This window comes from Martinezella sp. CNPSo 3732, assembly GCF_057784515.1.
In genome coordinates this window covers 79,083-91,929 of the sequence record NZ_JBXSOO010000002.1, presented here as the reverse complement: position 1 = coordinate 91,929, position 12,847 = coordinate 79,083, and the positions used below count along the sequence as shown (strand labels likewise).

Annotated in this window: 14 protein-coding genes; 6 read left to right on the top strand and 8 right to left on the bottom strand. The window is 60.3% G+C overall.

The genetic code is table 11. The features are described from left to right. Together AC13RM_RS05295 and AC13RM_RS05290 are read right to left on the bottom strand one after the other, a co-directional pair. Complete coding sequence (locus AC13RM_RS05295; protein ID WP_374815766.1) at positions 1 to 621, bottom strand: glutathione S-transferase family protein; 621 nt, start codon at positions 619 to 621, stop codon at positions 1 to 3. Between the two features lie 152 nt (positions 622 to 773). Then, a complete protein-coding gene (locus tag AC13RM_RS05290; RefSeq protein ID WP_374815764.1) occupies positions 774 to 1,130 on the bottom strand; it encodes a DUF4406 domain-containing protein in 357 nt (118 codons plus the stop codon). A gap of 125 nt (positions 1,131 to 1,255) precedes the next feature. On the opposite strand from AC13RM_RS05290, the gene AC13RM_RS05285 reads away from it, so the two are divergent. Both AC13RM_RS05285 and AC13RM_RS05280 read left to right on the top strand, forming a co-directional pair. Beyond that, positions 1,256 to 2,011 (top strand): DeoR/GlpR family DNA-binding transcription regulator, encoded by a 756-nt coding sequence (locus AC13RM_RS05285; protein WP_374815763.1) that lies wholly within the window; start codon positions 1,256 to 1,258, stop codon positions 2,009 to 2,011. 80 nt (positions 2,012 to 2,091) lie between these two features. Beyond that, positions 2,092 to 2,580, top strand: a complete 489-nt coding sequence (locus tag AC13RM_RS05280; RefSeq protein ID WP_374815761.1) for a DUF2127 domain-containing protein — start codon at positions 2,092 to 2,094, stop codon at positions 2,578 to 2,580. Between the two features lie 14 nt (positions 2,581 to 2,594). Here the strand turns inward: AC13RM_RS05280 and AC13RM_RS05275 are convergent, their stop codons facing one another. Together AC13RM_RS05275 and AC13RM_RS05270 are read right to left on the bottom strand one after the other, a co-directional pair. Then, on the bottom strand, positions 2,595 to 3,602 hold the full coding sequence (locus tag AC13RM_RS05275) for an asparaginase (protein ID WP_440479133.1): 1,008 nt from the start codon (positions 3,600 to 3,602) through the stop codon (positions 2,595 to 2,597). Positions 3,603 to 3,702: 100 nt separating this feature from the next. Continuing rightward, positions 3,703 to 4,329, bottom strand: a complete 627-nt coding sequence (locus tag AC13RM_RS05270; RefSeq protein WP_374815757.1) for a helix-turn-helix transcriptional regulator — start codon at positions 4,327 to 4,329, stop codon at positions 3,703 to 3,705. A gap of 101 nt (positions 4,330 to 4,430) precedes the next feature. Here AC13RM_RS05270 and AC13RM_RS05265 point away from each other — a divergent pair, with 101 nt between their 5' ends. Further along, a complete protein-coding gene (locus tag AC13RM_RS05265; RefSeq protein WP_374815755.1) occupies positions 4,431 to 5,855 on the top strand; it encodes an MFS transporter in 1,425 nt (474 codons plus the stop codon). On the opposite strand, the gene AC13RM_RS05260 is transcribed toward AC13RM_RS05265, so the two are convergent. The 4 genes from AC13RM_RS05260 to AC13RM_RS05245 form a co-directional block, all read right to left on the bottom strand. After that, the gene (locus tag AC13RM_RS05260; protein WP_488554685.1) at positions 5,836 to 6,834 is read right to left on the bottom strand and encodes an NAD(P)H-quinone oxidoreductase; all 999 of its coding nucleotides are present in this window, start codon (positions 6,832 to 6,834) and stop codon (positions 5,836 to 5,838) included. The two genes, AC13RM_RS05265 and AC13RM_RS05260, sit on opposite strands and share 20 nt — an antisense overlap. A gap of 79 nt (positions 6,835 to 6,913) precedes the next feature. Then, positions 6,914 to 8,719 (bottom strand): GGDEF domain-containing protein, encoded by a 1,806-nt coding sequence (locus AC13RM_RS05255; protein WP_440478362.1) that lies wholly within the window; start codon positions 8,717 to 8,719, stop codon positions 6,914 to 6,916. A 204-nt stretch (positions 8,720 to 8,923) separates the two neighbouring features. Beyond that, positions 8,924 to 9,181 (bottom strand): ribbon-helix-helix domain-containing protein, encoded by a 258-nt coding sequence (locus AC13RM_RS05250; protein WP_113232325.1) that lies wholly within the window; start codon positions 9,179 to 9,181, stop codon positions 8,924 to 8,926. A 226-nt stretch (positions 9,182 to 9,407) separates the two neighbouring features. After that, positions 9,408 to 9,956, bottom strand: a complete 549-nt coding sequence (locus tag AC13RM_RS05245) for an HdeD family acid-resistance protein (protein WP_374815752.1) — start codon at positions 9,954 to 9,956, stop codon at positions 9,408 to 9,410. 153 nt (positions 9,957 to 10,109) lie between these two features. Here AC13RM_RS05245 and betI point away from each other — a divergent pair, with 153 nt between their 5' ends. From betI to betB, 3 genes are read left to right on the top strand one after another with little or no spacing between them, the layout of a single operon-like run. Beyond that, entirely contained in the window at positions 10,110 to 10,697 is a 588-nt protein-coding gene (gene betI / locus AC13RM_RS05240) for a transcriptional regulator BetI (protein ID WP_285176438.1), read from the top strand. A gap of 4 nt (positions 10,698 to 10,701) precedes the next feature. Beyond that, positions 10,702 to 11,343, top strand: coding sequence for a glutathione S-transferase family protein (locus tag AC13RM_RS05235; protein WP_374815750.1), 642 nt, complete (start codon positions 10,702 to 10,704; stop codon positions 11,341 to 11,343). Beyond that, positions 11,343 to 12,806 carry a betaine-aldehyde dehydrogenase gene (gene betB / locus AC13RM_RS05230; protein WP_374815748.1) on the top strand — a complete coding sequence of 488 codons (1,464 nt, stop codon included), beginning with the start codon at positions 11,343 to 11,345 and terminating at the stop codon, positions 12,804 to 12,806. Before AC13RM_RS05235 ends, betB begins: the two co-directional genes overlap by 1 nt. The last annotated feature ends 41 nt before the right edge of the window (positions 12,807 to 12,847 follow it).

The window sequence follows — 12,847 nt, the reverse complement described above, 5'->3', positions numbered from 1 at the left end:
TCAGGCCTGTTCGATGGCAAGCGCCTTCTGAACGGCCGGGCGCTCAAGCATGCGCTGATAATGCGCGCTGACCTTGGGGAACTGTTTGATATCGACATTATCTCCCGGCAGCCACTTCTCCATGGTGAAGAGATAGCCGTCTGCGACGGTATATTGCTCGCCCATTACCCAGGGACCCTTTAGCATCTTGTCTTCGATCAAGGCGAAGCTTTCGGTCATGGTCTGCGGCACCTTGGCCTTCATCGTCTCGATGGCTGCCGCATCATCGGTCCAGCGGTAGCCGCGCCCCTTGTGCGAATGGTTCACATGAACGGTGGAGACGATGTAGCTGTTGAAGGATTGCATCTGCGCGAATTCGAAGGGGTCGTCGAGCGGTGCCAGCTTCGCGGCCGGCACGATCTGGGCGATGTAGGCCATGATCGCGATATTTTCGGTAATGACGCCGCGATCGGTCACCAGTGCCGGAACGCGGCCCTTGGGATTAATGGCCAGATAATCAGGCTGGCGCTGATCGCCATTGGCGAGGTTGAGGCGACGGTGCTCATAGGCGAGACCGGATTCTTCCAGGGCGATGAGACTGGCGAGCGCGCAGCTTCCGGGCGCATAATAAAATGTCAGCATGTTCCGTTCCTCGATTGAATTCTGGGAGGAAGCTAAAGCGAACCCGGCAGATACGGAAGTGGCTGATGCTAATGGGCGCTACAAAAGGTTTTGATCGATTAAGCCGAAGTGCCATCCCCATTGGCTAGCTCAATGGGGATGGGCGGTCGATCTCAGGCGCAGCCGGGCACGTCTTCCAGCCTGTACCAGACGGGAATGCCGCGCTCGCGGGCAATGCGGACATCATTGTCCGCGCCCTTGGAATCACCCGGCAACCTCAAAACCCCCTCGCAAAGCTGCAGCAGGCGGCCGGCCGTCGGGTGGAAAATCTCCTCATAGAGATCGTCGCCGATGCTCTTGCCGCCAGCAGCATGCCAGACCGGCAGCGCGACCCATTCGCCGATCATAGGCAGATGGCCCGCCTTGAACAGGGCATAGGACGGCTCCTCCAGACGCTTGAGGTTCTCGGCCATCTTCTTCAGATCATCACCAGTGCCGGAGCGATAAGGCCCCGCGATCAGGATCAACATGTCTTGTCTCCGTTTTTAGCTCCCGCTTGCTGCAGGAATTTGCACGAATATGCGCATATTTTCTTGAATGTCGAATCGATTCTGATAAGTTCACGATTATTCGTGACATATCGTGCAGAGATCGCATGCTGACCAGCCAACGGAAAACCCTCATCCTCGACAGATTGCGCCGGGACGGCCAGGTAATCGCCAAGGCGTTGGCCGATGATCTCGGGCTATCCGAAGATACGATCCGCAGGGATCTGCGGGAAATGGCGACGGAAAAATTGCTGAAGCGGGTGCATGGTGGCGCACTGCCGCTGTCACCGGAGCTGCCCGATTTTACCGCGCGGCAGACGGTTTCATCCGATGCGAAGCGGCGGCTCGGTGCGCATGCGGCCAACATGATCAAGCCGGGCCAGACCGTGTTTCTCGATGGCGGCACCACCAATGCCGAGATCGCCCGCCAGCTCCCGAAGGATCTTCCCGTCACTATCGTCACCCACAGCCCGACGATCGCAGGCGAGCTGGAGCATCATCCGCTGGCCGAGGTGATCCTGATCGGCGGCAAGCTTTACAAGCATTCGATGGTGGCAACGGGTGCCGTCGCCATGGCTGCCATCGCATCGATAAGAGCCGACATCTTCTTTCTTGGCGTCACCGCCATCCATCCCGCCCGCGGCTTTTCGACCGGCGATTTCGAGGAAGCGGCCATCAAGCGGCATATCGCGCAATGCTCGGCAGAAACCTATGTGCTGGCGACGGTCGAGAAGCTCGACGCCGCCTCGCCATGCCAGATCCTGCCAATAACGGGCGTCTCCGGCGTGATTGTGCCCTCCGATGTTTTGGAGGAAAGTCTGGCACCCTATCTTGATATGGACGTGCCGATCTTCCTGGCATGACCGACGGCCGGAGATCGGTAAGCCTTGTTGTCATCCCCGATCAAGCCTACCTGAATAAGCCCCAGAGGTTACGATCGCCCATGAACGAACGACGCATTCATCAGCTCTTCGAAATCAGCGTGCTATTGAAGGGCGCGCATGCCTTGATCGAATGTCTTGGTGGCATAGTGCTGGCGCTCGTCAGCACCGACTCGATCCTTCGGCTGGCGAACCGGATCACGCAGCCCGAGCTGCTCAACGACCCCAATGATTTCATCGCGACGCACCTGCTCACTTGGGCGCAGGATTTCTCGGTCGGTACGAAGAATTTCTATGCCTATTACCTCTTGAGCCATGGGCTGGTGAAGGTGCTGCTGGTCATCGGCCTGCTCCGGGGCAAGATGTGGGCCTATCCGGCATCGCTGGTCGCGTTGGGGCTTTTCATCGTCTACCAGCTTTACCGTTTTACCGACACGCATGGCATCGGGCTCATCATCCTCACTATCTTCGACCTCGTGGTCATGGTTCTCATCTGGCAGGAATATAAGGTTGTGCGGCAGCATGTGGCCGCCCGGCAACCGAGCAGCTGAACGGAGCGCATCCTCTAAGCCCTCAACGCCGCTGCCGGCCTGATGTCGCCGACATGGATGCCGTTCCAATTCTTGAAGGATCGGTCGGCCATTGCCATCAGTCCGGCATGAACAGCGCCGTCCTTCTCGAAGAAGCGGGCCAATGTTGCGGCCACCATGACCTCCGCTGCGCGAGTGGTGCCGTCATCGCATTTGAGCGCGATGGCGATACCCTGCTCGGGGATTGCAGCGCAGAACACGCCCTCGGCGCCGGTCTTAGCGAAGATGCGGCCGGGAGCGATCTGCATCAGCTTGGTACAGGCGCGATCGGTGCCGGCAACGTAAAAGGGCTCGGCCATGCAGGCCTCGAACAACCGGCGTGATGCCTTGGCGCGCAGCGGCTCCAGCCCAACGCCCGTCGCCATTTTGGCAAAGCCATGCGCCAGTCCCTTCAGCGGCACGGCATAGGTCGGGATCGAGCAGCCGTCCGTGCCGCAATTGTCGTGCGCCAGAATAGCGCCGGTCAGGCTCTGCATCGTGTCGCGGATCCGCTGCTGCAGCGGATGGTCATATCCGACATAGCCCTGGGGATCGATGTCCTGATGGCAGCAGGCGCAGATGAAGCCGGCATGCTTGCCCGAACAGTTGTTGTGCAGCGCCGTCGGCTTGTCGAGCGTGCGGGCCTGATGAATCAATGTCTTCTGATCGAAAGACCAATGCGCGCCGCACTCGAGCGTGCCGACATCGCGGCCGGCGCGCGCCAGCATGGAGGCGGCGAGCGCCACATGCTCATCCTCGCCATTGTGCGAGGAGCAGGCGAACGCCAATTCCTTGTTGCCGAAGCCATAGGTGTCTGCCGCACCGCTTTCGACCAATGGCAGCGCCTGCATCGCCTTGCAGGCAGAGCGCGGAAAGACGCCGCTTTCTATATCACCGACCGAAAAGACCAGCTTGCCATCGCCATCGACCACAACGACGGAACCGCGATGGCGGCTCTCGACCAGATTGCCACGGGTGACTTCGACGCAGACGGGATTGGACATGAGGAGACGCGGCCTTTGATTTGCTAGACGGCCAGTGATAGCCGCTGCCCAGTGGATTGCCAATCGCCTATGCCGGCGGCCAGCATCAAAATGCGATCTCTCAGGCTGCGTCGCGGATCCTGTAAGCGCAACGTCGGGCACCGAGCAGGATATGCTCCTCCCGTTCGACGGCAGCGCCGAGCACCATGCGGAAAGTCTCCAGCTCCGATCGGCAGAAGCCAGCACAGGCAGATGCCGCAGCACAGATGGGGCAATGGTTCTCCACCAGCACCAGCGAGCCATCCTTGTCCTGCCAGTGATCGGCCATATAGCCTTCCCGCGTGCGGATTGCGGCGAGGTTTGCGACGCGCGACGGCAGATCGGCCGAAAGGTCGATCTCGCTCCGGTAACGTCGAAGCGTCTCCGTTTCGCGCGCCGAGATGACCGCATCGACGGCACCCTGCCCCAGTTGACTGGCCATGGTCGCAAGGAGGATGGCGGTCAGATCGGCATGGCCATCGGGAAATTGCCTGTTGCCGGCCGCCGTCAGATGCCAGAACTGGCGCGGCCTGCCCCGGCCGGCGGCAGTTTCCGCCACCGGCTCGACCAACCCATCTTCAGCCATCTTCGTCAACTGCTGGCGTGCCGCCTCCGACGATATGCCGAGCGCATCGCCGACGGCTGCAGCCAGCTGCGGCCCGTCGGTTTTCAACAGGATCAGGATTCGATTGGCAGGTGACTGACGCATTTTTCCAAGTTTTCTCTTGTTTTAATTCGGCAAGGATGTAATTTTCCAAATTATAACTTGGAAAATAATCAACCGCTAGGGAAAATACCGAGGATCGTCCGATGTCCAGCATCGAAACCACCGCCCCCATTCCGTCCTCCTCCGTCTTCACATTATTCTCACCAAAACGTCTGCCTGCGACGCTGATGCTGGGCGGCGGCGTTACGCTTTATGCCGTCGAATGCTACATCACCGCCACGATCGCTCCCTCAATCGTGCGGGATATCGGCGGCCTCGAACTATTCTCATGGATGACGACGCTCTTCGTCGCCGCCGGCGTGCTCGGCTCGATCACGGTCGCGACCCGGCCGAGGGGCATGGGCCTGCGCACGGTGTATGTCGGGGCGGCGCTTATTTTCGGCATCGGCAGCCTGGCCTGCGCTATCGCGCCGATGATGCCCGTATTGCTTGCGGGCCGCGCGATCCAGGGCTATGGGGCCGGCATGCTCTCCGGCCTTGCCTATGCCTTCATCCGTTTCGTCTATCCGGAGATATTGTGGCGCAAGGCCTCTACCCTCTACGCCGCCATCTGGGGTGTGGCGACCGTGCTCGGGCCGACGCTCGGCGGCCTCTTTGCCGCCGGAGGCGCATGGCGCGAGGCATTCATCATTCTCGTGCCGCTGACCGTCGTCATGGCGCTTTCCTCGCGCCGGCTGCTGCCCGATGTTGCGGATGACCGGATCGATACGAGGACGCCGCTCGCCCAGATCGGGCTTCTGTTGATTGCCGTCCTGTTCGTCAGCATCGCTGGTACGATCGAACATGGATCCTACAAGACGGTGCTGATCGCAGCTTCGATCGTGCTCGTCGCAACAATGGTGCTGATCGAGCGCAAGAGCGAAGTGCGGCTGCTACCCTATGGCGCCGTCATGCTCAGCAATCCCATCGCGCGGCTCTATCTGACGATCTTCACGATGATGCTGGTGCTGACGAGCGACATCTATATCCCCTACTTCCTGCAGACGCTCCATGGCGTGACGCCGCTGGTCTCGGGCTATCTCGTGGCGCTGGTAGCGCTCGGCTGGACCATCGCGGCCTTCTTCAGCAATTCTTTCTCGGGCAGGCCAGCGGCCGTCGCCATCATTGTCGGCTGCATTCTGGAAACGGCGGCCACGGCATCGCTGATCCCGTTTCTGGCGACCACGATGCCTTTCTCCGACCTCGCGGAATTCGCGCCGGCTGTGATCGCCATGTTCCTGATGGGCTTCGGCGTCGGCTTAGGATGGGCGCATCTTGTGACCAGGATCATCGGCATCGCCCGCAGAGCCGAACAGGACAAGGCTTCGGCGGCGATCTCGATGACGCAGTCGCTGGGCGGCGCATTCGGTGCAGCGCTCGCAGGCGTCATCGTCAATGGCGCGGGCCTGACCCATCCTGGCGGTATCAGCGGCGGCCTCTCTGCAGCGACATGGCTCTATGCGCTGATGGCGATACCCGGCCTGATCGCGGTCATCCTGTCCTTCACGATCAAGCCAGCTTCAGCATGATCTTGCCGATGTGATCGCTCGTTTCCATCAAGCGATGCGCCTCGACCACGTCGTCGAAAGAGAAGGTCTGATAAATGACCGGAGCGACGGTGCCCTGGTCGAGCAACGGCCAGACCTGGGCGAGAAGATCGTCGCGGATGGCTCGCTTTTCCTCAGCCGTGCGTGGACGCATGGTCGATCCGGTCACGGTCAGCCGTTTGACCATGATCGGCGCAAGGTTGGCCTTCTCCGCCACCGCGCCGCCAAGGAAGGCAATGATGGAGAGGCAGCCGTCGCGGGCAAGCGAGGCGAGGTTCTTCTCCAGATAGGCGGCGCCGATCATGTCGAGGATGATATCGACGCCATGTTCCGTTTCGGCCTTGATGACCTCGGCGAAATCCTCGTCTTTATAATTGATCGCCCGCCTGGCGCCGAGCTTCTCGCAGGCCTCGCACTTTTCCTTCGACCCAGCCGTGGCATAAACGGTCGCACCGAAAGCGTGGGCGAGCTGGATCGCCGTCGTGCCGATGCCGCTGGAGCCGCCGTGGATCAGCACGCTTTCGCCTTCGGTGAGGCCGGCCATCTGGAAGAGATTGGCCCATACGGTGAAGAAGGTCTCGGGGACGGCGGCCGCGCGGACGGTGTCATAACCGTTCGGGAAGCGCAGCGCCTGGCCGGCGGGAAGCACGCAATATTCGGCGTAGCCGCCGCCATTGGCGAGACCGCAGACCTTGTTGCCGATGGCAAATTCCGTCACGCCGGGCGCGACGTCGACGACCTCGCCTGATATTTCGAGGCCGAGGATCGGGCTTGCTTCCTTCGGCGGCGGATAGGTCCCCTGCCGTTGCGCCACATCCGGCCGGTTGACGCCGGCGGCCTCGACGCGGACCAGGATCTCGCCTGGCTTCAACACCGGAAGAGGCTTTCGGGCGATGGTCATGACTTCAGGCCCGCCAAAGGACGGCAAATCCACGAAACGCATTTCAGACGGCAAGGGCATGGCGCAATCTCCTCTCCCAGCAAAGCAGTGGAGATAGTTTAGCGCAAAGCGCTTGAAAAGGACCGAGTGCCGGAGGGCGTCAATTCGTCTCGGCCAAGCCGAGGAATGCCACGCCCATGGCGCTGTCCTTTGCCTTCGCCTTGATACCCGCGATGGAGGTGCTGACCCGGTTGATGTTGTCGATCACCAGCCCCTCCGGCAGTTGCAGGATGCCGATCGAGCATCGCATCAACGGGAATTCCGCCTCGGCACCACTGCGGTCGTGGCCGCGAATGCGGCCTGCAGCACGATCCTCCGCGGAATATAGTTCGAGAACATCCGCATGGAAATCGGCAAGCAGCCGGTCCAGAACCTCGCGCAGCTCCTGTGTGCTCCAGCCGCTGACGCCGATGAAGAAGTCATCGCCGCCGACATGGCCGAGGAAATGGCGCTCGGCAAAGAAATAGCGCCGCATCAATGCGGCGAACAGCGAAATGGCATGGTCGCCGAGATGGAAGCCATAGGCATCGTTGAACGGCTTGAAATTGTCGAAGTCGCAATAGCAGAAATGCCTGACGTCATCGCCATCACGGCCGGCGCTCTGCATGAAATCATGGATCGCCCTGTTGCCCGGCAGGCCGGTCAGCGGATTCTGGTCCTGGGCGATCTTCAGCTGCTTTTCGTTGATGACCTTGATGAGCGAGGCGGCAGAGACGATGCCGGCATAATGCGTGCCTTCGGTGACGATCAGGCAATCGCTGCTTTCCATGTTGGCGAAGATCGTCATCAGCGTGTCGGCATCGGAATCGAGCCCGACGATCGGCGCCATCTCGACGAAATGCGAGATCGAACGCTTGTAGACCTTGTTCTTCAAAAGGTCGCGGCCGAAGGGCTGATAGATATATTCCTTCAGCTGGTATTCGTGGATGATCCCACGCGGCTCATCATTGGCATTGACGACCGGGAAATAAGCCCGGCGCGGATTGCGGCGGAAGAGTTCGAAAACGCTGTCGATACTGTCGGTTTCACGGATGGTCGGTAGCACCTCAATCTGCTTGCGGATGAGGATTTCATCGAGCGACTGGCTGTTGCGGGCGGCCTTACCGAGATCCTGCAGATGCGGAAAGCTCTGCTTCAGTTCGTTGACCAAGACCGTCGGACGGGCGATGAACCAGCCCTGGACGAGGTCGACGCCGAATTCGCGGCAGGTCACGAACTCCGCCTCAGTCTCGATGCCCTCGGCGATGACGCGAGTCCCGAGGACATGGGCGATATTGACGAGGTTCCTCAGGATATGGCGCTTGCGGGCGCTGCGGTCGATATCGACGATGAAATGCCGGTCGATCTTGAGATAGTCGACCGGATAATCGGACAGCAACTTCATCTCGCCATGGCCAACACCGAAATCGTCGATCGCGAGCTTGAAGCCGGCATTGCGCATCTTGGCAACCAGCGCCGAAAACTCCGGCACAATGGTATTGTCGAAACGTTCGGAGAATTCGAAGCAGATGGAGGAAGGGGCGATACCGGCCTTTCTCATATGCTGTAGCAGGCTGTCGACCAGGGTGGTGCCTTGCGCAATCAGCCGGACATCCAGATTGAGGAAAAGCGTCGTGGCAGCGATATTGGGCAGAGTGGCAAACTTCGCCAGCGCGCGGCTCGTGACTATCTGCTCCAGCCCGAGAAGCTGGCCGCTGCGTTCGGCTTCGTCGAGCATATCGACCGGGCTGTCGAAACCGATGCGTTCCTGGCCTCGCATCAGGGATTCATAGCCGAAAACGGCGCCCGTACCGGCCTCCACGATTGGCTGGAACGCGTTTTCGATGACGAGTTTGGCGAGAGTGACGATCTGGTCGCTGGCATATCGGCGCAATACGCCGGGCTCGACTGCGGCAGGCAGGGACATGCCCATCTCCACTTGCGAATTCTAATCTAATTTATTTAAGTAAAACTTTGGATTTACCGCGTTTTCGACCCAAGATTGCGCCATAAAGCGTCAACGAAACCTTTCCCCTATGTGAAAGTTTCATGAATGGTAAAGCAATATTAACCATTCGCCGAGACGCATACCCGGCACACGGCAGCCGAGGGCTGCCGTGACGAGTGGGATTCAGTGCTGATTGCTCGAGTGCCGCTCTGCCTCGTAATCGGCAAACATATCGGCGACGCAGCGGCCGTTCTTTGCCGTCTCGCCGCCATCGTTGGCGGCACGCGGCACCTCGCAAATGTCACCACGCTTGCGCGCCGCATCCCACATGCGAAGAGCTTCCCGCACGACTTCGCTGCTCGAGGCGTAAGTCCCGGTGTCGACCGCTGCCCGGATGCCGGCAGCCTGAAGCGGAGAGATGGAAACCGTTACCATCGGCATGATATTCCTCCCTTGACGTTATCTGGCGGAAATTTGTCTGGAACCATGTTCCGCGGCTTCGACCAGTTCCTTCGGCATGTCGCTAGACATGCGGACTTCCAGACGAAGATACTGCCGTTACATCAACGCAACGCCGTTCTGCCTGATACGGCAGAGGCGCAAAGAGTAACGCCGCTCACGCTTCTTGTCAAAAAGTAGCAGTGCGTTACCCCTTTTGGGAGATGCACTACCGCCTGAGCACGAGGCCGAAGACCACCACCGTCCAGCCCTGGAAGATCAGATCGAAGGCCAGGAAAAGGCCGAGGATCCAAAGGCTGTTGGCGGGCCAGCCGACAGCGATGGCGATGCCGGCGACGGCAGTCGCAAGACCGCTGATGACGATCCAGATCCAGCCGCGCTCCGGTTTCAGCTTGCGGCCGACCCACACGCGGAATGTGCCGGCGATGAGGAGCGCGATGGCAAGGAACAGCGTCAATGCCTCGGAAGCCAACAGCGGATTGGCGAAGGCAAGGATACCGGCAACCGTATAGAGCAGGCCGCTCAACACCCAGAACAGGATATGCTCCCAGCTCCTCACCTGAAAGGCATGGGCCAGATGCACGATGCCGCCGATCAGCATCAGCATGCCGACATAATAGACCGAAGCCACCGTGGCGATGAATAGATTGCCAAGGGCGATGCCGCCGCAGATCAGCAGCAATATGCCAAGTCCGACAAACCAACCCCATTTGTCGCGCATCGCGGATGGGGGAACTTCATCAAGAATATCAACCATGACTGCACCTCCTCCTATGAGGAAGTATGGCACAGAAACGCTTTGCGGAAAGAGGTTGCGGATTTTTCGTCAGGCAAGGCTGGCCATGTGATTTTTTTATTGATTGATCAGTCAATCAAAAATACATTCGGCTCCAGCCTTGGGGATGACGCAATGCCGAAAGTCGGAATGGAGCCGGTGCGCCGCAAGGCGCTGGTGGATGCTGCGATGCGCGTGATCGGCGATCACGGCTCGCTAACCGTCACCATGTCCGAAATCGCCAAGCAGGCGGGCGTTTCACCTGCGCTCGCGCATCACTATTTCGGCAGCAAGGAACAGCTGCTGATCGAGACCGTCCGCGTGCATCTACAGCGGCTGCGCGACAGCGTAGTGACGGCGCTCCGCGAGGCGAAAACGCCGCGCGAAAAGCTCTCCGCCGTCATCCGCGTCAGCTTTCAGGCAGATCAGTTCGCACCGGAAACGATCGCTGCCTGGCTCGCCTTCTATGCCGAAGCGCAGCGCTCGGAAGAGACGCGGCGCTTTCTCGTCATCTACGCACGCCGCCTGCATTCGAATCTCGTCGCCAATCTCAAGGCTCTGTGCCCAGTCGGCGACGCAGGGCGCATCGCCGAGGGCGCGGCTGCGATGATCGACGGGCTCTATATACGGCAGGGTCTCAGATCCGCGCCGATCAGCACCGAGGCCTCGATCGCGCTAACGGAAGACTATCTGACGACCCATCTCAATGCGTTGAAAGGCTGAGAACATGCTGACCGTCTGGGGCCGCAAATCGTCATCCAATGTGCAGGCGCTGATGTGGTGCATCGGCGAGCTGGGTCTTACCTATGAGCGCATCGATGCCGGCTTTACCTATGGCGTCAACGACACGCCTGAATTCCTGTCGATGAACCCGAACGGCACGGTTCCGGTGCTGCGGGACGGCGATGGTGAACCGCTATGGGAAACCGGCGCCATCCTGCGCTATCTCGCCGCCCAATATGGCGAGGATGCCTTCTGGCCGAAGGATGCCCGCCATCGCGCCCAGGCCGACAAATGGGCCGAATGGGCCAAGATCAATATCGCCTTGAATTTCACCGGACCGATATTCTGGCGCGCGGTGCGGACCGCCCCTGCCTTGCGCGATGAGAAGGCGATCGTTGCGGCTGTAGCCGTGCTCAGTGCGAAGCTAGACATCGCCGAGTCGCAGTTCGGACGGCATCGCTTCCTCGCCGGCGATAATCTGACGCTGGCCGACATACAATTCGGGCACGTTCTCTATCGCTATTTCGACATCGACATCCAGCGCCCTGCCCATCCGCGGCTGCAGCGCTACTACGAAAACCTCACCGAGCGGCCTGCTTTTCAAGAGCATGTCATGGTGTCCTACGAAGAATTGAGGGTTCTATAATGCGCGCACAACCGAAAGCCTCGCATTTCATCGACGGAGAATATGTCGAGGACACCGACGGCACTCTTATCGAAAGCATCTATCCGGCGACCGGCGAGGTGATCGCCCGCCTGCATGCGGCAACGCCTGCCATCGTCGAGAAGGCAATCGCCAGTGCCAAGCGGGCGCAGCCGGGATGGGCAGCCATGAGCCCGACGGCGCGCGGCCGCATCCTGAAGCGGGCGGCCGATATCATGCGCGAACGTAACCGTGAGCTTTCCGAACTGGAGACATTGGATACGGGCAAGCCGATCCAGGAAACCATTGTCGCCGACCCGACGTCAGGCGCGGACAGCTTCGAATTTTTCGGCGGCATCGCGGCGGCTGGCCTCAACGGCTCCTATATCCCGCTCGGCGGCGATTTCGCCTATACCAAGCGTGTGCCGCTCGGTGTGTGCGTCGGCATCGGCGCCTGGAACTACCCGCAGCAGATCGCCTGCTGGAAGGGCGCGCCGGCGCTGGTCGCCGGCAACGCCATGGTGTTCAAACCTTCGGAAAACACGCCGCTCGGCGCACTGAAGATTGCCGAAATCCTCATCGAGGCCGGCTTGCCGAAAGGTCTTTACAATGTCATCCAGGGCGACCGCGAAACCGGACCGCTGCTCATCAACCACCCCGACGTGGCCAAGGTATCGCTGACCGGCTCGGTGCCGACGGGCCGTAAGGTGGCAGCCTCTGCCGCTGGCAGCCTCAAGCATGTCACCATGGAACTCGGCGGCAAGTCACCGCTGATCGTTTTCGAGGATGCCGATATCGACAGCGCCATCGGTGGCGCGATGCTCGGCAATTTCTATTCGACCGGCCAGGTCTGCTCGAACGGCACGCGCGTCTTCGTCAACAGCAAGATCAAGTCCGAATTCCTGAAGCGCCTGAAGGCCCGCACAGACGCCATGCTCATCGGCGACCCGATGGACGAGGCAACGCAGATCGGCCCGATGGTCTCCTGGGCGCAGCGCGAGAAGGTGCTCGGCTATATCGAAAAGGGCAAGGCCGAAGGCGCAACGCTCGTAACCGGCGGCGGTATCCCGAACAATGTCTCGGGCGAAGGCTATTACATTCAGCCGACCGTGTTTGCCGATGTCACTGACGATATGACGATCGCGCGCGAGGAGATTTTCGGGCCGGTCATGTGCGTGCTCGACTTCGATGACGAGGCCGAGGTGATCGCCCGCGCCAACACCACAGAATTCGGCCTTTCCGGCGGCGTCTTCACGGCTGATCTCACCCGCGCCCACCGCGTCGTCGACCAGCTGGAGGCCGGCACGCTCTGGATCAACACCTACAATCTCTGCCCGGTCGAAATTCCTTTCGGCGGCTCCAAGCAATCCGGCTTCGGCCGCGAGAACTCGCTGGCGGCGCTGGAACACTATTCGGAACTGAAGACGGTCTACGTCGGCATGGGGCCGGTACAGGCACCTTATTGATGCAACCTCGGGGCTCAACCTCGCCCTTCGAGGCCGCCTGT